The organism is Streptomyces macrosporus, from assembly GCF_039533145.1.
GTDB classification, from domain to species: domain Bacteria; phylum Actinomycetota; class Actinomycetes; order Streptomycetales; family Streptomycetaceae; genus Streptomyces; species Streptomyces macrosporus.
In genome coordinates this window covers 92,131-109,910 of sequence record NZ_BAAASZ010000026.1, presented here as the reverse complement: position 1 = coordinate 109,910, position 17,780 = coordinate 92,131, and the positions used below count along the sequence as shown (strand labels likewise).

The 17,780-nt window shown below is 72.2% G+C and carries 13 protein-coding genes and 1 riboswitch; of the genes, 4 read left to right on the top strand and 9 right to left on the bottom strand.

What is annotated here, in order from left to right; genetic code table 11:
* Positions 1-74 precede the first annotated feature (74 nt).
* Positions 75-356 (top strand): HPr family phosphocarrier protein, encoded by a 282-nt coding sequence (locus tag ABD335_RS17510; protein ID WP_344323935.1) that lies wholly within the window; start codon positions 75-77, stop codon positions 354-356.
* Between the two features lie 140 nt (positions 357-496).
* On the opposite strand, the gene ABD335_RS17505 is transcribed toward ABD335_RS17510, so the two are convergent.
* The 4 genes from ABD335_RS17505 to ABD335_RS17490 all read right to left on the bottom strand — a co-directional run bounded on the left by ABD335_RS17505 (position 497) and on the right by ABD335_RS17490 (position 5,614).
* Positions 497-1,201 (bottom strand): GntR family transcriptional regulator, encoded by a 705-nt coding sequence (locus ABD335_RS17505; protein ID WP_344323933.1) that lies wholly within the window; start codon positions 1,199-1,201, stop codon positions 497-499.
* A 177-nt stretch (positions 1,202-1,378) separates the two neighbouring features.
* Positions 1,379-2,263: a M23 family metallopeptidase gene (locus tag ABD335_RS17500; protein ID WP_344323931.1), complete on the bottom strand. Its 885-nt coding sequence runs from the start codon at positions 2,261-2,263 to the stop codon at positions 1,379-1,381.
* 12 nt (positions 2,264-2,275) lie between these two features.
* A riboswitch (cyclic di-AMP (ydaO/yuaA leader) is annotated at positions 2,276-2,440 on the bottom strand.
* Between the two features lie 352 nt (positions 2,441-2,792).
* A complete protein-coding gene (locus ABD335_RS17495; RefSeq protein ID WP_344324711.1) occupies positions 2,793-4,160 on the bottom strand; it encodes a M16 family metallopeptidase in 1,368 nt (455 codons plus the stop codon).
* 68 nt (positions 4,161-4,228) lie between these two features.
* Positions 4,229-5,614, bottom strand: coding sequence for a M16 family metallopeptidase (locus ABD335_RS17490; RefSeq protein WP_344323928.1), 1,386 nt, complete (start codon positions 5,612-5,614; stop codon positions 4,229-4,231).
* A gap of 232 nt (positions 5,615-5,846) precedes the next feature.
* Here ABD335_RS17490 and ABD335_RS17485 point away from each other — a divergent pair, with 232 nt between their 5' ends.
* The gene (locus ABD335_RS17485; RefSeq protein WP_344323926.1) at positions 5,847-8,294 is read left to right on the top strand and encodes a DNA gyrase/topoisomerase IV subunit A; all 2,448 of its coding nucleotides are present in this window, start codon (positions 5,847-5,849) and stop codon (positions 8,292-8,294) included.
* Between the two features lie 100 nt (positions 8,295-8,394).
* Here ABD335_RS17485 and ABD335_RS17480 read toward each other — a convergent pair whose 3' ends face one another.
* Positions 8,395-9,432 carry a CobW family GTP-binding protein gene (locus tag ABD335_RS17480; protein WP_344323924.1) on the bottom strand — a complete coding sequence of 346 codons (1,038 nt, stop codon included), beginning with the start codon at positions 9,430-9,432 and terminating at the stop codon, positions 8,395-8,397.
* Positions 9,433-9,555: 123 nt separating this feature from the next.
* Between ABD335_RS17480 and ABD335_RS17475 the strand changes: the two genes are divergently transcribed.
* Positions 9,556-10,458, top strand: coding sequence for a ferredoxin family protein (locus ABD335_RS17475; protein ID WP_344323922.1), 903 nt, complete (start codon positions 9,556-9,558; stop codon positions 10,456-10,458).
* A gap of 40 nt (positions 10,459-10,498) precedes the next feature.
* Here ABD335_RS17475 and ABD335_RS17470 read toward each other — a convergent pair whose 3' ends face one another.
* The 3 genes from ABD335_RS17470 to ABD335_RS17460 form a co-directional block, all read right to left on the bottom strand.
* Positions 10,499-12,106 carry a solute symporter family protein gene (locus ABD335_RS17470; protein WP_344323920.1) on the bottom strand — a complete coding sequence of 536 codons (1,608 nt, stop codon included), beginning with the start codon at positions 12,104-12,106 and terminating at the stop codon, positions 10,499-10,501.
* Complete coding sequence (locus tag ABD335_RS17465) at positions 12,103-12,558, bottom strand: DUF485 domain-containing protein (RefSeq protein WP_344323918.1); 456 nt, start codon at positions 12,556-12,558, stop codon at positions 12,103-12,105. Before ABD335_RS17465 ends, ABD335_RS17470 begins: the two co-directional genes overlap by 4 nt.
* A gap of 164 nt (positions 12,559-12,722) precedes the next feature.
* Positions 12,723-14,825 (bottom strand): DNA gyrase/topoisomerase IV subunit B, encoded by a 2,103-nt coding sequence (locus ABD335_RS17460; protein WP_344324709.1) that lies wholly within the window; start codon positions 14,823-14,825, stop codon positions 12,723-12,725.
* Positions 14,826-15,298: 473 nt separating this feature from the next.
* On the opposite strand from ABD335_RS17460, the gene ABD335_RS17455 reads away from it, so the two are divergent.
* Positions 15,299-15,529: a DUF7455 domain-containing protein gene (locus ABD335_RS17455; protein ID WP_344323916.1), complete on the top strand. Its 231-nt coding sequence runs from the start codon at positions 15,299-15,301 to the stop codon at positions 15,527-15,529.
* A 671-nt stretch (positions 15,530-16,200) separates the two neighbouring features.
* On the opposite strand, the gene ABD335_RS17450 is transcribed toward ABD335_RS17455, so the two are convergent.
* Positions 16,201-17,775: an RNA polymerase sigma factor gene (locus ABD335_RS17450; protein ID WP_344323914.1), complete on the bottom strand. Its 1,575-nt coding sequence runs from the start codon at positions 17,773-17,775 to the stop codon at positions 16,201-16,203.
* Positions 17,776-17,780: the final 5 nt, after the last annotated feature.

Below are 17,780 nucleotides of genomic sequence, written 5' to 3'. Positions count from 1 at the left end.
GTCCCTCGCTCCGGTCGGGCCTTTCCGTGTGCAAAGCTGGTTCGGACAGCTGCTCCGATCCGAAGGACGACACCATGGCTGAGCGCCGCGTCACCGTCGGCTGGGCCGAGGGCCTGCACGCCCGTCCCGCCGCGATCTTCGTCCGTGCCGTGACCGCGTCCGGCGTCCCCGTCACCGTGGCCAGGCCCGGGGGCGAGCCGGTCAACGCCGCCTCGATGCTCTCGGTGCTGGGGCTGGGCGTGGAGGGCGGCCAGGAGATCGTGCTGGCCTCCCCGATCGAGGACGCCGAGGTCGCCCTGGATCGTCTGGCGAAGCTGGTCTCCGAGGGGCTGGACGAGCTTCCGGGCGCCGTCTGAACCGGAAAACCTCGGAAGACGGCTCCGGAAAACACCGGCGGAGGCGGTGGAGCGGTATCGCTCCACCGCCTTCGCCATATCCGCGGAACAATGGGTGGACAATGTGGCCGGCTTTTCATCCCGCCGCTATACGACCGCTGTTACGCATTGTCGCCTCCCGTGTTGACGGAATGTTTCGTCTCTCTCACGGCGGCTTTCCGGCCGGTTTCGCGCACGGCCACCGGCCGCTGCTCGCGGCGGGCCGCGACGGAGCGTTCCACATGGGCGACCGCCAGGGCCCGCGCCCGCTCCGCGTCCCCGCGGGCGACCGCGTCCACGATGGCGCCGTGCTCCCGCCAGACGGCCGTCGCCCGTGTCGGGGGCTCCGCGGCGTAGACCCAGGTGATCTTGCGCCGGAGCTGGGTGAGCAGCGCGGCCAGGGTCGGGCTGCCGGACGCCTGGGCCAGCGTCTCGTGGTACCAGTCCTCCAGGGCCCGCAGGTCGGAGAAGTGGCCGTGCTCGGCGCGCTGCCGCCCCAGACGGACCAGGCCGCGCAGCACCTTCAGTTGCGCCTCGGTGCGGCGCCGGGCCGCCCGCGCGACGCCCAGCGGCTCCAGCAGGGCCCGGATGTCGAGCAGGTCGGCCGCCTCCTGTTCGCTGGGCCGGGCGACACAGGCGCCCGCGTGCCGGCGGGTGATCACGAAGCCCTCCGACTCCAGGGTGCGCAGCGCCTCGCGCACCGGGATCCGCGAGACGCCGTAGCGTCTGGCGAGCAGTTCCTCGGTGAGCCGGGCGCCGGGCGGGAATGCTCCGGAGACGATGTCGTCGCGGACCGCAGTGCACACCATGTGCGCCGAAATGCGCATGGGTCGACCTCCGCCGTCGTCTCCGCGTTTCCGATGTTCCGCAGAGTCGAACTGTATTCCACCGTCACGGAAATTCCGATGCCCCGTGGAAAACAGGCGGAAAAGCTGCGGCCGCGCGACTCGTGGGTCGCGCGGCCGTGTGCCGTCCGTCCGATGGCGTCCGCCCGGGGGCGTCCGTCAGACGTCGACGCCCTTGGAGGCCAGGTACGTGATCGGGTTGATGTCGGAGCCGTAGTACGCGCCGGTGCGGGCCTCGAAGTGCAGGTGCGGGCCGGTGCTGTTGCCGGTGGAGCCGACCGCGCCGATCTGCCGGCCGCCGTCCACCCGCTGGCCGGGCGTCACGTTCGTGGCGGACAGGTGGGCGTACTGGGTGTAGCGGCCGTCGTCGTGGCGGATGACGATCTGGTTGCCGTACGCGCCGCCCCAGCCGACCGTCACCACGGTGCCCGGGCCCACGGCCCGCACGGGGGTGCCGGTGGCGGCGGGGAAGTCGATGCCGCTGTGCTTGCCGGAGGACCAGGAGGCGCCGGCCTGCTTGTACGTGGTCGTGGTGTCCACGCCCGCGACCGGGTCGACGTAGCCGCTCGCCGCACGGCGCTCGGCGGTCCGCTCGGCGCGGCGCTCCTCGGCCTCGCGCTTCGCGGCGGCCCGGCGCTCCTCGGCCTCGCGCTCGGCGGCGGCCGCACGCTCGGCGGCGCGCTCCCGGGCGACCTTCTCGGCCTTCACGGCCTTGGCGGCCGCGATCTCCTCGGCCTTCACGCGCGAGGCGTCGGCCGCGCGCTGCTGGGCCTGGGCCTGGGCCCGGACGTCGTCGGCGATCGTGTCACCGACGGCCACGGCCTGCGCGAAGCCCAGGGCGTAGGTCTTGTGCGCCTCGCCCGAGGAGGCGACGGCGGGGGTGGCGATGGTGCCGACCACACCGGTGGCGGCGAGGGTGGCGGCTCCCAGCAGACCGGCGCCCGTGCGGACGGCGCGGCCGGAGAGCCGGTGCTTCTCGGCGAGCTTCCCGGTGAAGGTGGTGACCTTCTCGGTGAGCTTCTCGGTGGCACGGGTGAACGCCATGTACGGCGTGCTCCTTTCCTTCCGTGTCGCCTACCGGGTTAGCTGACGGGTTCGGAGCGGGAAGGTCTCCTACGAGCACTCGGCTCGATTCACCCCGGTGGGATGGACCCCTCGCGCACAGGAGGCGGAGGGTGGGTCCCCGGCTCCCCCGGACGGGGGACTCGGCGATGCGTGGGCCGGCGGCCACGGATGCGGACGCTTCTGACGGCCAACGGACTCGAAGCTAAACGGCCGTGCTTGAGCGAGCAAACAAATCGGGCGTTTTGTATCGCATGCCACATAAACCTTCCTCCGGAAGCGTCAATCCGCCCACGGGAAAGGCCCTTGGTGTGACAAGCACACCAAGGGCCTTCGCTGGTCCGGGACTTGCGGACCGCCGATCCGTGACGGCCGTCACTCCCGCGGCGTGACGGCCGTCACCTCCGGCGCACTGCGGTCCTTTTGGGATGCGTGACGGCCGTCACCTCCGATGCGCCGCGATACCCTTCGGAACGTGACGGCCGTCACGCGCGGTCCGTCCGATTCCCCGTCAGTCCGTGACGACCGTCACCTCTCCGATCCCCAGATCCCGCACCGGGTCGGCGATCTGTGACGCGTCTCCCACCAGGACCGTCACCAGACGGTCGGCCGGGAAGGCGGCGACGACCGCCGCCGTGGCCTCCACCGTGCCGGTCTCGGCGAGCCGCTCGTACAGCCGCGCCTGGTAGTCGTCGGGCAGGTGCTGCTCCACCTGGTCGGCGAGGGTGCCCGCCACGGCCGCCGCCGTCTCGTACCGCAGCGGGGCGACGCCCACCAGGTTCTGCACGGCCGTGTCCCGCTCGGCGTCGGTGAGCCCCTCCTCGGCGAGGGTGCGCAGCACCTGCCACAGGTCGGCCAGCGCGAGCCCCGTCACATCGGTGGCCACCGAGCCGTTGATGGCCAGCAGCGAGGCGCCGGTGCCGTCGGGGGCCGAGCGCAGCACCTGGGCGAAGGCGCGCACGCCGTAGGTGTAGCCCTTCTCCTCGCGCAGCACCCGGTCCAGGCGGGAGGTGAGCGTGCCGCCCAGGCAGTACGTGCCGAGCACCTGGGCGGGCCACACGCGGTCGTGCCGGTCGGGGCCGATCCGGCCGATGAGGAGCTGGGTCTGCACCGAGCCGGGACGGTCCACGATGATCACCCGGCCGGTGTCGTCCGCCGTGATCGGCGGCACGGGCCGGGGCTTGCCGGCCGTACCGGTCCAGGTGCCGAGGGTGTCGGCGAGGGCCTTGTCCAGGTCCACGCCGGTGAAGTCGCCGACCACCACGGCCGTGGCGGTCGAGGGCCGCACGTGCGCCTCGTAGAAGGCGCGCACGGCCGCGGCGTCGATGCGCTCGATGGTCTCCTGGGCGCCCTGGCGCGGGCGGGAGAGCCGGGAGGTGTCCGGGAACAGCTCGTCGGACAGGGCGATGGCCGCCCGACGGGCGGGGTTGGCCAACTCGTGCGGGATCTCGTCCAGGCGGTTGCGCACCAGCCGCTCGATCTCGCTCTCCGGAAAGGCCGGAGCACGCAGCGCGTCGGAGAGCAGGCCGAGCGCCTTGGCCAGCCGGGAGGCCGGAACCTCCAGGGAGACCCGCACGCCCGGATGGTCGGCGTGCGCGTCCAGGGTGGCGCCGCAGCGCTCCAACTCGGCGGAGAACTCCTCGGCGCTGTGCCGGTCGGTGCCCTCGCTGAACGCGCGGGCCATGATCGCGGCCACACCCTCCTGCTCCCGGGGCTCGGCGTCCAGCGGCGCGAGGAGGTTGACCTCGACGGCCACGACCTTCTGGCCGGGACGGTGGCAGCGCAGCACGGTCAGACCGTTGGGCAGCTCGCCGCGCTCGGGGGCCGGGAACGCCCACGGCCTGGGCTCTCCGCCGCGGGGCTGGGGGTGGAACTCCATCGAGACGCCGTTCTGGAGGTTCTCGGACTTCTCCGAGGGCTGGTCGGGGGACTGTGCAGTCGCGTCGCTCACTGAGCGGCCTCCTGGTCGTCGGTGGCGGCGGTGTCGGAGACGGTGGCACCGTCGGCGACCTCGGCCGCGGTGTCGGGGGCGGTCGCCTCGGTGGGCTCGTAGATCAGCACCGCGCGGTTGTCGGGGCGCAGCCGGGCGGCGGCCACCTCGCGGACCTCGTCGGCGGTGACCCGCAGCACGCGCTCCACCGCGGTCAGGGCGAGCTGGGGGTCGCCGAACAGCACGGCGTACCGGCACAGCTCGTCGGCCCGGCCGCCGACCGTGGCCAGCCGGTCCAGCCACTCGCGCTCCAGCAGGGCCTGGGCGCGCTCCATCTCCTCGGGCGTCGGGCCCTCGGAGGCGAAGCGGGCCAGCTCCTCGTCGACGGCCCGCTCGATGTCGGCGATCTCGGCGTCGCCGGAGGCCTTGACGTCCAGCCACCCCATCGAGGGCGCGCCCGCCAGCCGCAGCATGCCGAAGCCCGCGGTGACGGCGGTGCGGTCGCGGCGGACCAGGCGGTTGTGCAGGCGGGAGGACTCCCCGCCGCCGAGCACGGTCAGCGCCAGGTCGGCGGCGTCCGCCTCGCGGGTGCCGTCGTGCGGCAGCCGGTAGGCGGCCATCAGCGCCCTGGAGGGCACCTCCTCGCGCACGATCTGCTTGATCTCCTCGCCGATGACGTCCGGCAGCGTGCCGTCGCGCGGCGGCCGCTTGGCGTCGTGGGAGGGGATGGACCCGAAGTACTTCTCGATCCAGGCGAGCGTCTGCTCCGGGTCGATGTCGCCGACGACCGCCAGGACGGCGTTGTTCGGCGCGTAGTAGGTGCGGAAGAAGTCCCGCGCGTCCTCCAGCGAGGCCGCGTCCAGGTCGGCCATGGAGCCGATCGGGGTGTGGTGGTACGGGTGGCCCTCGGGGTAGACCATCGCCGTCAGCTTCTCGAAGGCCGTGCCGTAGGGCACGTTGTCGTACCGCTGGCGGCGCTCGTTCTTCACCACGTCGCGCTGGTTCTCCATGGACTCCTCGTCCAGGGCGGCCAGCAGCGAGCCCATGCGGTCGGCCTCCAGCCACAGCGCCAGCTCCAACTGGTGGGCGGGCATGGTCTCGAAGTAGTTGGTGCGCTCGAAGCTGGTGGTTCCGTTGAGCGAGCCGCCCGCGCCCTGCACGAGTTCGAAGTGGCCGTTCCCCTTGACCTGGGCCGACCCCTGGAACATCAGGTGCTCGAAGAGGTGCGCCAGACCGGTACGGCCCTCGACCTCGTGGCGGGAGCCGACGTCGTACCAGAGGCACACCGCGGCGACCGGCGTCAGATGGTCCTCGGAGAGCACCACGCGCAGGCCGTTGGGCAGGCGGTGCTCGGTCGCTGTCAGGCCGCCGGCGGTGGGCGGAGGCGTGGCCGTGTGACCCATGGGCAGGGAGTCCCTTCGATCGCGATCGCGGACCGCGTTCTCACAACGCGTGTGTGGTCACTGTATGCAAGCGGCCCGACAAAGCGCGAAGTTCCCGTACGGTTCGGGGCGGGGATCCGGCTGTCGGTGCCGAGGTCCACAATGGTCAGCGTCCGCGCCCCGTCCCACCCGGCGGGAGCCGGCACAGCCCGCACCAGCGAGAAGCAGTACGCAAGAAGGAGTCGCAGCCGCGATGGCCCGCCGCAGCACGAAGACCCCGCCCCCCGGGGAAGAGTTCGAGGAGCGCATCCTCGACATCGACGTCGTCGACGAGATGCAGGGCTCCTTCCTGGAGTACGCCTACTCCGTCATCTACTCGCGTGCCCTGCCCGACGCGCGCGACGGCCTCAAGCCGGTGCACCGGCGGATCCTGTACCAGATGCACGAGATGGGGCTGCGGCCCGAGCGTCCGTTCGTCAAGTGCGCGCGCGTCGTCGGCGAGGTGATGGGCAAGCTCCACCCCCACGGCGACACCGCCATCTACGACGCGCTGGTGCGCATGGCGCAGCCGTTCTCGATGCGGCTGCCGCTGGTGGACGGGCACGGCAACTTCGGCTCGCTGGGCAACGACGACCCGCCCGCGGCCATGCGGTACACCGAGTGCCGTTCCACCCCGGCGGCCGGGCTGATGGTGGAGTCGATCGACGAGGACACCGTCGACTTCGCCCCCAACTACGACGGCAGCGAGCAGGAGCCCGCCGTCCTCCCGTCGGCCTACCCGAACCTGCTGGTCAACGGCGCCTCGGGCATCGCGGTCGGCATGGCCACCAACATGCCCCCGCACAACCTGGGCGAGGTGATCGCCGCCGCCCGGCACCTGATCAAGCACCCCGGCGCGGACCTGGAGACGCTGATGCGTTTCGTGCCCGGCCCGGACCTGCCCACCGGCGGCCGGATCGTCGGGCTGGACGGGATCAGGGACGCGTACGCCAAGGGCCGCGGCACCTTCAAGATCCGCGCCACGGTGTCCGTGGAGAACGTGACCGCGCGGCGCAAGGGGCTGGTCGTCACCGAACTGCCCTTCAACGTCGGCCCGGAGAAGGTCATCTCCAAGATCAAGGACCTGGTCAACGGCAAGAAGGTCCAGGGCATCGCCGACGTCAAGGACCTCACCGACCGCCAGCACGGGCTGCGCCTGGTCATCGAGATCAAGAACGGCTTCAACCCCGAGGCCGTGCTGGAGCAGCTCTACAAGCTCACGCCGATGGAGGAGTCCTTCGGCATCAACAACGTGGCCCTGGTCGACGGCCAGCCGCTGACGCTGGGCCTGAAGGAGCTGCTGGAGGTCTACGTCGACCACCGCTTCTCCGTGGTGCGGCGGCGCAGCGAGTTCCGGCGCGGCAAGCGGCGGGACCGGCTGCACCTGGTCGAGGGCCTGCTGGTGGCGCTGGTCGACATCGACGAGGTCATCAGGATCATCCGGGCCAGCGAGAACGCCGCGCAGGCCAAGGAGAGGCTGATCGAGCGGTTCGACCTGTCCGAGGTCCAGACGCAGTACATCCTCGACACGCCGCTGCGCCGGCTGACGAAGTTCGACCGGCTGGAGCTGGAGGCCGAACGCGACCGGCTGAACGCCGAGATCGAGGAGCTGACCACCATCCTGGAGTCCGACGCCGCCCTGCGGAAGCTGGTCTCCTCGGAGCTGGGCGCGGTCGCCAAGAAGTACGCCACCCCGCGCCGCACCCAGCTCCTGGAGTCGGCGGACGTCCCGGCGGCGGCCGTTCCGCTCCAGGTCGCGGACGACCCGTGCCGGGTGCTGCTCTCCTCCACCGGCCTGCTGGCCCGCACCGCCAACGGCGACTCCGTCGTCGACTCCTCGGCCAAGCGCCGCAAGCACGACGTGATCGTCTCGGCCGTCCCCGCCACGGCCCGGGGCGAGGTGGGCGCGGTGACCTCCGCCGGACGCCTGCTGCGGCTGTCCGTCGTCGACCTGCCGCAGCTTCCGGAGAACTCCCCGCCGAACCTGGCGGGCGGCGCGCGGTTCACCGAGTTCCTCTCCCTGCGGGAGGGCGAGGAGCTGGTCTGCCTCACCACCCTGGACGAGTCCTCCCCGGGCCTGGCGCTGGGCACCGAGCAGGGCGTGGTCAAGCGGGTGGTGCCGGACTACCCCGCCAACAAGGACGAGCTGGAGGTCATCACCCTCAAGGAGGGCGACCGGATCGTCGGCGCGGTGGAGCTGCGCACGGGCGAGGAGGACCTGGTCTTCATCACCGACGAGGCACAGCTGCTGCGCTTCCCGGCCGGTCAGGTGAGGCCGCAGGGCCGCCCGGCGGGCGGCGTGGCGGGCATCAAGCTGGGCCAGGGCGCGAAGGTGATCTCCTTCACCGCCGTCGACCCGTCCTCCGACGCGGCGGTCTTCACCGTCGCGGGCTCGCGCGGCGCGCTGGTCGACTCCCTGGGCACGGTCAAGTTGACGCCGTTCGACCAGTACCCGCGCAAGGGCCGGGCGACGGGCGGGGTGCGCTGCCAGCGCTTCCTCAAGGGCGAGGACTGCCTCGTGTTCGCCTGGGCCGGTGCCGCTCCCGCCCGCGCGGCGGACGCCAAGGGCTCGCCGGTGGAGCTGCCCGAGATGGACCCGCGCCGCGACGGCTCGGGCACCCCGTTGGCCAAGCAGGTCGCGGCGGTCGCCGGACCGGTGTGACGGTCCGGACCGTCGGTTCTCGCGAGGCCCCGGCCGCGGTGCGCGGTCGGGGCCTCGCGGTGTCTCCGGCGCGGTCTCAGGTGCAGTCTCGGGGACTGTCTCAGGGGCGCGTGTAGCGCAGGACGCCCCACATGCTGTCGGGACCGGCCGCCTCGGGGGAGCCGGTCGCCACACAGCCCTCCAGCTCCTTGCGGACGGCCGCGGCGTCGATGCCCGAGCCGATCAGCACGAGCCGCGTCGCGCGCGGCTCGTCGCGCCCCCACGGCCCGGGAGTGAAGCGCAGGAAGCGGCCCACCGCGTGCACCGTGAACTTCTCCCGGTGACCGGGCACCCCGAAGTGCACGAAGCCCTTGATCCGGTACAGGCCGTCGGGCCTGCCGTCGAGGAACTCCATGAGCCGGCGCGGGTCGACGGGTTCGTCGGTGGCGAACTCCACGCTCTCGTAGGCGGCGTGCGCATGGGTGTCGTGCTCGCGCTCCCGGAGCTCGGCCCACACGTCCTCGAAGGAGAGCTGCCGTACGGCCCGCGTGTCCTCCTCCCGGGGACGCCGGTCGAAGAACAGCTCCGGGTCCACGCGCCCGTGGACCGCGGGGACGACGGGCGTTCCCCCGCCCAGCCGCCGCAGCTCCTCCGTCAGGGCCTCCACCTCGCCCTCCCCGACGCGGTCGGCCTTGTTGAGCACCACCAGGTCGGCCAGGGCGACGTGCCGTTCGATCTCCGGGTGCCTGGACCGGGTGGCCTCGAACTCCGCGGCGTCGACGACCTCCACCAGCCCGCCGTAGACGGCGCGTTCGTCGGTGCCGGCGAGGATCATCCGGACCAGCGTCTCCGGTTCGGCCAGCCCGCTGGCCTCCACGACGATGACGTCGATGCGCGCCGCGGGGCGGGTGAGCCGGGTCAGCATCTCGTCCAGGTCGCTGGTGTCGACGGCGCAGCACAGGCAGCCGTTGCCCAGGGAGACCATCGAGTCGACCTGCCCGGCCACCGTCATGGCGTCGATCTCGATGCTGCCGAAGTCGTTGACGATCACACCGATCCGGGTGCCGCCGCCGTGGGAGAGGAGGTGGTTGAGCAGGGTGGTCTTCCCCGACCCCAGGAACCCCGCCAGAAGGACGACCGGGATCCGCTTCGTGGCCAAGCTCGCGCCTCCGTCGTGTGGGTGGCAGTCCTGCGGGACGGCTGACGATCGTAGTCGACGGCCCGGCACCCGACCGGGTGTGCCGGGAGGCCCCGGAGGACGGCAGAGGTTAGGCTCACCTGTGTGAGTACCTGTTCGGCCGCCTCCCGGACCCTGTCCGAACCCCTCGCGGCCACCGCCGCGACGGCCCGGACCTGGTTGCTCGTCGAGCAGCCCGGTCCGTGGGGAGCCAAGGCCCTCACCCACAGCCACCTCGATCCGGAGCTGGGCCGCGCGCTGGAACGGGCCGCCGCCGGCACCGGCGTGCGGGTCGCGCTGATCCGCCGCCCCGGCCGCCACGCGGACCACCACGGCCCCTCCCGTCGCCGCGTCTACCTCGCCCACACCCTCCCGGGCCGCTCCTGGGTGCGCACCGGGATGCTCCCCGATCCGGAGGTGCTGCGCGACCTGGACATGGCGGCCCTCGGCGCGGGGGACCACGGCGGGCTGTGGGAGCCGTACGACGGCGACCCCCTCGCGCTGGTGTGCACCAACGGCAGGCGCGACCGCTGCTGCGCCCTGTTCGGGCGTCCGCTGGCCGCCGAACTCGTCGCCTCCGACGCCGGCGAGGTGTGGGAGATCACCCACCTCGGCGGCCACCGCTTCGCCCCCACGCTGCTGACCCTGCCCCACGGCTACACGTACGGCAGGCTGGGGGGCCACGCCGTCAAGGACGTCCTGGACGGCGTGCGACGCGGCCGCGTCGTCACCGCGGGCTGCCGCGGCCGCTCGGCCTGGGAGCGTCCGGGGCAGGCGGCCGACCTGGCGGTCCGCGAGCTGACGGGCGAGACGGGAGCCGACGCCCTGACGGTCTCCGGTACCGAGGGCGCCGCTCCGGAGTGGACCGTCACGGTGACCCGTCGCGACGGCCGCTCCTGGCGCGTCACGGTCGTCGAGGACGTCTCCGTGCCGCCCCTGCCCGCCAGTTGCGGCGCCGATCCCGCCCCCCAGCCCCGGATGACGGTCGCGGGGATCGCCTCGCGGTGAGCCCGGCGCGGCCCTCCCCCGGCCCGCCCGCGGGCGGGCGTCACGCCGCTCCCGCCCCCGTCAGCGCCCGGACCTCCGTCTCCGCGTACCGAACCCCGTCCGGGGGTTTCGGGGACAGGAGGGTGCCCAGCCAGCCCGCGAGGAAGCCGAGCGGGACGGAGACCGGGCCGGGGTTGCGCAGGGGGAGGACGGCGAAGTCCCACTGGGGCAGCAGGGCCTGCGGACCGCCGGAGACGAGCGGGGAGAGGACCGTTGGGACCACCGCCGCGACGAGGCCGCCGTAGACCGCCCAGAGGGCGCCACGGGCGGTGAAGCGGCGCCAGAAGAGGGCGTACAGCAGGACGGGGAGGTGGGCGGAGGCGGCGACCGCGAAGGCGAGCCCGACGAGGAACACGGGGTTCGTCTCCCGCGCGAGGAGCCCCAGGGCGACGGCGAACGCCCCGACGACCGGCACGGCCGCCCGCGCGACCGCGACCTCGTTCCGGGCGCTCCGGGGCCGCCGGCCGCGGCGGCGCCTACGGGGGAACGAGGCGTACGGGTCGTGGGCCAGGTCGTGGGCGACGGCGGTCGAGCAGACGAGGGTGACGCCCGCGACCGTCGCCAGGACGGCGGCGAAGGCGAGCGCGACGACCACCGCGCACAGCACCGCTCCCCCGGTCGAACCGGCGCCGCCGCCGAGATCGAGGGCGAGCAGCGGGACGGCGGCGTTCCCGGAGTCCCCGAGGGCGCGCACGGCGTCCGGGCCGACCAGGGCCGCGGCGCCCAGACCGAGCACGACCGCCGCCAGGTGGAGCGCTCCGCTCAGCCCGGTCGCCCACACCACGGAACGCCGCGCGGCGCGCGCGGTGGGCACGGTGACGAACCGGGCCAGCAGGTGCGGCAGCCCGGCGGCGCCCAGGACGAGCGCCACCCCGAGGGCGAGGAGGTCCGTCCGCGCGATCGGTTCGAGGCCGCCCGCGGGCCCCGGGACGGGGATCGCGGAACCGTGACCGCCGCGTTCGGCCGCGGCGGTCACCAGGGCGCCCGGATCGCCGCCGTGGCGCAGCAGCACCAGGACCGTGAGCGTGCCGAAGCCCGCCAGGAGCAGGACGGCCGCGACGGCCTGGGCCCGGGTGGTCGCGCGCATCCCGCCGCGGGCGACGAGGACGGCCGCGAGCGCGCCGACCCCGACGACGCAGGCGCGGACTCCGGTGCCGCCCGGCAGGAGGGCGACCAGCCCGCACGCGGCGACCGTCTGCGCGGCGAGGTGGAGGACCGAGACGGTGACGGACGAGATCCCGACGGCGATCCGCAGCGAGCGCTCGCGCAGCCGGGCGGCGACCACGTCGGCGAGGGTGAACCGGCCGCAGTTGCGGACGGACTCGGCGACGAGGAGGACGACCGGCCAGGCCGCGAGGAAGCCGACGGAGTGGGCCGGCGCGCCGTGGCCGTGGAGGGCGATCAGTCCGGCGACTCCGAGGAGGGCGGCGACGGGGAGGTGGTCGCCGGCCAGGACGAAACCGTTCTCCACCGGCGAGGACAGCCGTCCGCCCGTGTGGAACTCCTCCGGCGAGGCGCGCCGGCCACGGCCCGCCCGGCGCGTGCTCACCACGGCGGCGACGGCGGCGCGGAACGGCAGCAGCGCCAGGGCCTGCCGGCCGCCGGTCACCGGTCCGCTCCCCCCTGCTCCCCGCCCGGTCCGCGCGCCAGGTCCTGGACGTGCCAGCGCAGTTCGAGCGCCGTCCTGTCCCGGTGCAGCCGCGCGTGTCGGGCGTACGCCCAGACCCACAGGAAGACCAGGGCGAACTGCGTGAGCCCGGCGAGCATCCCCACCGTGAACGGTCCGTCGCCCAGCGGGCGCCCCAGCAGGCCGGGGGCGGTGGTGGCGGTGATCGCGTACGCCAGGTACCAGGCGAGGAACGCCGCGGCGGCGGGCAGCACGAAGCGGCGGTGACGTCGGCGCATCTCCTGGAAGGCGGCACTCCGGTGGACGGCGAGGCGGGCGGCGGTGTGGGCGTCCGTCCCGATGCCGGACCGCTCCGGAACGGGCGTGGCGGGCTCGTCGTGTCGCCCGCCCCAGCCGGAGGCGAGGACGTCGTGCCAGGGGTCGTCGATCCGCATGTCCCAGGATGGACAGAACCGCGGGACCCCGACCGGCTCAAACCGGACTCTTCACCCGTTCAGGGGAGGTTTCAGAGGGGTCCGGGAGAGGCGAGGGACACCGCCCCGCCCCGGGTGGCCCGGGGCGGGGCGGTGGAGGGCGGCCGAGTTCCGGCCGGGATCGGTCAGATGTCGATCCGGGAGCGGTCCATCGTCGCCGCCGAGGTGGTGATGAACTCCTTGCGCGGCGCGACCTCGTTGCCCATCAGCAGGTCGAAGGTCTTCTCGGCGGCCTCCAGGTCGCTGATGTTGATGCGCCGCAGGGTGCGGTGGCGCGGGTCCATCGTCGTCTCCGCGAGCTGGTCGGCGTCCATCTCGCCCAGACCCTTGTAGCGCTGGACGGAGTCCTTGTAGCGGATGCCGCGGCTCTCCAGCTCCAGCAGGGTCTGGCGCAGCTCGTTGTCGGAGTAGGTGTAGATGTACTTGCTCTGGCCCCGCTTGGGGTTGACCAGCTCGATCCGGTGCAGCGGCGGCACCGCCGAGAAGACGCGGCCCTGCTCGACCATCGGCCGCATGTAGCGCTGGAAGAGCGTCAGCAGCAGACAGCGGATGTGCGCCCCGTCGACGTCGGCGTCGGCGAGGAAGATCACCTTGCCGTAGCGCGCCTGGTCGATGTCGAAGGTCCGGCCCGAGCCCGCTCCTATGACCTGGATGATCGCGCCGCACTCGGCGTTCTTCAGCATGTCGGAGACGGACGACTTCTGGACGTTGAGGATCTTGCCCCGGATCGGCAGCAGCGCCTGGAACTCGGAGTTCCGGGCCAGCTTGGCGGTGCCCAGCGCCGAGTCGCCCTCGACGATGAACAGCTCGCTGCGCTCCACGTCGTCACTGCGGCAGTCGGCGAGCTTGGCCGGGAGCGAGGAGGACTCCAGCGCGGTCTTGCGGCGCTGGGCCTCCTTGTGCTGACGGGCGGCGATACGGGTGCGGGCCGCGGCGACGATCTTCTCCAGCACCGCGCGGGCCTGCTGCTTGGCGTCGCGCTTGGTGGAGGTCAGGAACGCCTTCAGCTCCTTGGAGACGACCTGGGCGACGATCCTGGAGGCCGCGGAGGTGCCCAGCACCTCCTTGGTCTGGCCCTCGAACTGGGGCTCGGCCAGCCGTACGGTCACGACCGCCGTCAGGCCCTCCAGGGCGTCGTCCTTGACGACGTCGTCCTCGGCGACGCGCAGCAGCTTGGTGGAGCGCAACACCTCGTTGACCGTCCGGGTGAGCGCCCGCTCGAAGCCGGCGACGTGGGTGCCGCCCTTGGGCGTGGCGATGATGTTGACGAAGGACTTGACCGTGCTCTCGTACCCCGTCCCCCACCGCAGCGCGATGTCGACGCCCAGGTCGCGGGTGACCTCGGTGGGGATCATGTGGCCGCGCTCGTCCAGGACCGGGACGGTCTCCTTGAAGGTGCCCTGCCCGGTGAGGCGGAGCACGTCGCAGATCGGCCTGTCCTGGGCGAGGTACTCGCAGAACTCGCTGATGCCGCCCTCGTAGTGGAAGACCTCCTCGGCGGGCGGGGCGCCGTCGATCCCGCGCTCGTCGCGGACGACGATGGTCAGGCCGGGCACCAGGAAGGCCGTCTGGCGGGCGCGGGCGTGCAGGTTCTCCAGGGAGAACCTGGCGTCCTTGAGGAAGATCTGCCGGTCGGCCCAGTACCGGACCCGGGTGCCGGTCCGGTCCTTGGGGATCTTCTTGCCCTTGCGCAGACCGCTCGCCGGGTCGAAGGGGGCGTCCGGGCCGGGCTCGGTGAAGATCCCGGGAACACCGCGCCGGAAGCTCATGAAGTGGGTGCGGCCGCCTCGGTCGACCTCGACGTCGAGGCGGGCGGACAGGGCGTTGACGACGGACGCGCCGACACCGTGCAGACCGCCGGAGGCGGCGTACGAGCCGCCTCCGAACTTTCCGCCGGCGTGCAGCTTGGTCATCACGACCTCGACGCCCGACAGCCCCGTCTTGGGCTCGACGTCGACGGGGATGCCGCGGCCGTTGTCCCGCACCTCGACCGAGCCGTCCTCGTGGAGGATCACCTCGATGTGGTCGCAGTGGCCTCCGAGGGCCTCGTCGACGGAGTTGTCGATGATCTCCCAGAGGCAGTGCATGAGGCCGCGGCTGTCGGTGGACCCGATGTACATGCCGGGCCGCTTGCGCACCGCCTCCAGCCCTTCGAGGACGAGCAGGTGCCGCGCGGTGTAGCTGGAGCCGTCGCGGTCCGCCCCCGTCAACAGGGCGGTGGACGGCATGGTGGTCCCCCTGCCGGAGGCCAGGGGAGTCTCGGCGGTCACGCGGTTCGCTCCTCGCTGAATTTCGCTGGGGATGGCTGTCTTGCGGGTCAGAGGGTACCGAGGCCCAGGAGAGCCGATGTGACGCCACCCAGGAGAAGGCCCATGGTAACCCAGTGTCGACAACGTGTTCGATAACTCGTCCGGGTGACGTGTACATCACGTTCCCTTCGGGGCATGAACCATCTAGGCTCCGGGCACGTCCTCAGGAACAAGACCGGGAGACCGGCACCGGAGGAGAGACAACCGAACAGACAACATGAAGACGACAAAGATCAACACATCTCTGTAAACGGCTCATTCGCCGCCGGCTCGGCAACATGTCAGCCACCTCACACAGAGATTTTCGAGGAAAAGCCACGAGCGGGAACGTTTTCGGCCTGGTTGGATGTTGACCCTGGTACGACAGCTCGTCGAGCTAGAGAAGAGGCGACGTGACTACTGTTCTGACCCCCGCGAGCCCGCTGACGGCCGCTGACCGCTGCGATCGCTGCGGCGCCCAGGCATACCTGCGCGTTGTGCTCATCAGCGGTGGAGAGCTGCTGTTCTGCGCCCACCACGGCCGCAAGTTCCAGCCGGAGCTCAAGAAGATCGCCGCGGAGATACAGGACGAGACGGAGCGGCTCAACGCCACGTCCGCGGGCACGGGCGACGGCGAGCGCTGACGGCAGAACCGTCGGCCCGCCGGCCCGGCGGCCACCGCGTCCCCATCCGACGAGCTCGGACCGGCCCCAGGCCGGACGCGACGGGCGGTCACTCTCGTCGGGAGTGACCGCCCGTACCCGTAGCCGCCAGGCTCCCGAGAGGGGCCTCCGGGAGCACCCGGCTCCCGCCCTTCCGACTCACGCGGTCCTCCGCCCCGAGCGGTTTCCTCGTTCCCGACGCACGTCCTTCCGCGTCCCCCCGTATCCACATCCACATCCTCGTATCGAGATCCCCACGTCCCCGTGCGGGCGGGCCCGTACGCCACCGGGACGCGGGTGCCGAGCGGCCATCGCCGCCGCCCCGTCCTCCGGGGCCCGTTCTCCGCGCGGGTCCACGGATCCGCGCCCGTTCCCGCACGCGCCCGCGACGCGGGCGGCACACCGTGACGAATCCCGGTGTGTCCCGTCCGGGCGGCCCGTCTCGGGAACACGTCCACGGCGCCTCCCCGAGCGTACGATCGTCCCGTCCTGTCCAGCGTGGGCCATGCGGGCGACATCCGCATCCGGAGGAGTCGCTTCCCTCCTTGTGCCGAAGGCCGGTACCCCGCGGGGTACCGGCCTTCGGCACAAGGAGGGCGCCGGGGACGGAACGCTCGGACGCCTCCTCGCGTCCCGTCCGCCGGACCGCCGGATCAGTCCAGGTAGTCGCGCAGCACCTGGGAACGGGACGGGTGGCGCAGCTTCGACATCGTCTTGGACTCGATCTGGCGGATCCGCTCACGGGTCACGCCGTAGACCTTGCCGATCTCGTCCAGCGTCTTGGGCTGGCCGTCGGTGAGTCCGAAGCGCATCGAGACCACGCCCGCCTCGCGCTCGCTGAGCGTGTCGAGAACGGAGTGGAGCTGCTCCTGCAGGAGCGTGAAGCTCACCGCGTCGGCGGGCACGACGGCCTCGGAGTCCTCGATGAGGTCGCCGAACTCGCTGTCGCCGTCCTCGCCCAGCGGGGTGTGCAGGGAGATCGGCTCGCGGCCGTACTTCTGGACCTCGACGACCTTCTCGGGGGTCATGTCGAGCTCCTTGGCCAGCTCCTCCGGGGTGGGCTCGCGGCCCAGGTCCTGGAGCATCTGGCGCTGGACGCGCGCGAGCTTGTTGATCACCTCGACCATGTGCACCGGGATGCGGATGGTGCGGGCCTGGTCGGCCATGGCGCGGGTGATGGCCTGGCGGATCCACCAGGTCGCGTAGGTGGAGAACTTGTAGCCCTTGGTGTAGTCGAACTTCTCGACGGCACGGATCAGGCCCAGGTTGCCTTCCTGGATCAGGTCCAGGAAGAGCATGCCGCGACCGGTGTAGCGCTTGGCCAGGGAGACCACCAGGCGGAGGTTGGCCTCCAGGAGGTGGTTCTTGGCCCGGCGACCGTCCTCGGCGATGATCTCCAGCTCACGCTTGAGCTTGGGGGCGAGCTTGTCGCTGTTGGCGAGCTTGTCCTCGGCGAAGAGACCGGCCTCGATGCGCTTGGCCAGCTCGACCTCCTGCTCGGCGTTGAGCAGGGGGACCTTGCCGATCTGCTTGAGGTAGTCCTTGACCGGGTCGGCGGTGGCGCCCGCGGCGGCGACCTGCTGGGCGGGGGCGTCGTCCTCGTCCTCGTCGGACAGGACGAATCCCTCATTCTCGCCCTTGGCCTCGGCCGTGGGGTCGTCGGCGACCTTGCCGCCCTTGAGCGCGGGCTCGTCGATGAGCTCCTCTTCGTCGAGCAGGTCGTCGACATCGGACTTCTTGGCGGTGGTCTTCTTCGCGGCCGTCTTCTTCGCCACCGCCTTCTTGGCGGTGGCGGTCTTCTTGGCCGTCGTCTTCTTCGCCGCCGTCTTCCTGGCGGGCTTGGCCGGAGTCTCCTCCGCGGCCTCCTCCGCGCCCTCGACCGGGCTCTCCGCGCTGGTGGCGGCGGTCTTCCTGACAGTGGTCTTCCTTGCGGCGACCGTCTTGGTGGCGGTGCGCTTGGCGGGGGTCTTCGCTGCGACGCTCTTCCGGGTGCGCTTGGGGGCCTCCGCGGCACTCACCATGAGCGTCACACCCTCCTCGTCGAGGATCTGGTTGAGGCTCCGCAGGACGCTCTTCCACTGGGTGGGTGGAATCTGGTCAGCCTCGAAGGCCCGACGCACATCGTCGCCGGCGATCTGCCCCTCGGCCTTTCCCCGCTCAATGAGCGCCATCACAGACGCGGATTCGGCGATCTCCGCAGGGAGCGTACGGGATGTGCTGGCCGACACGAACA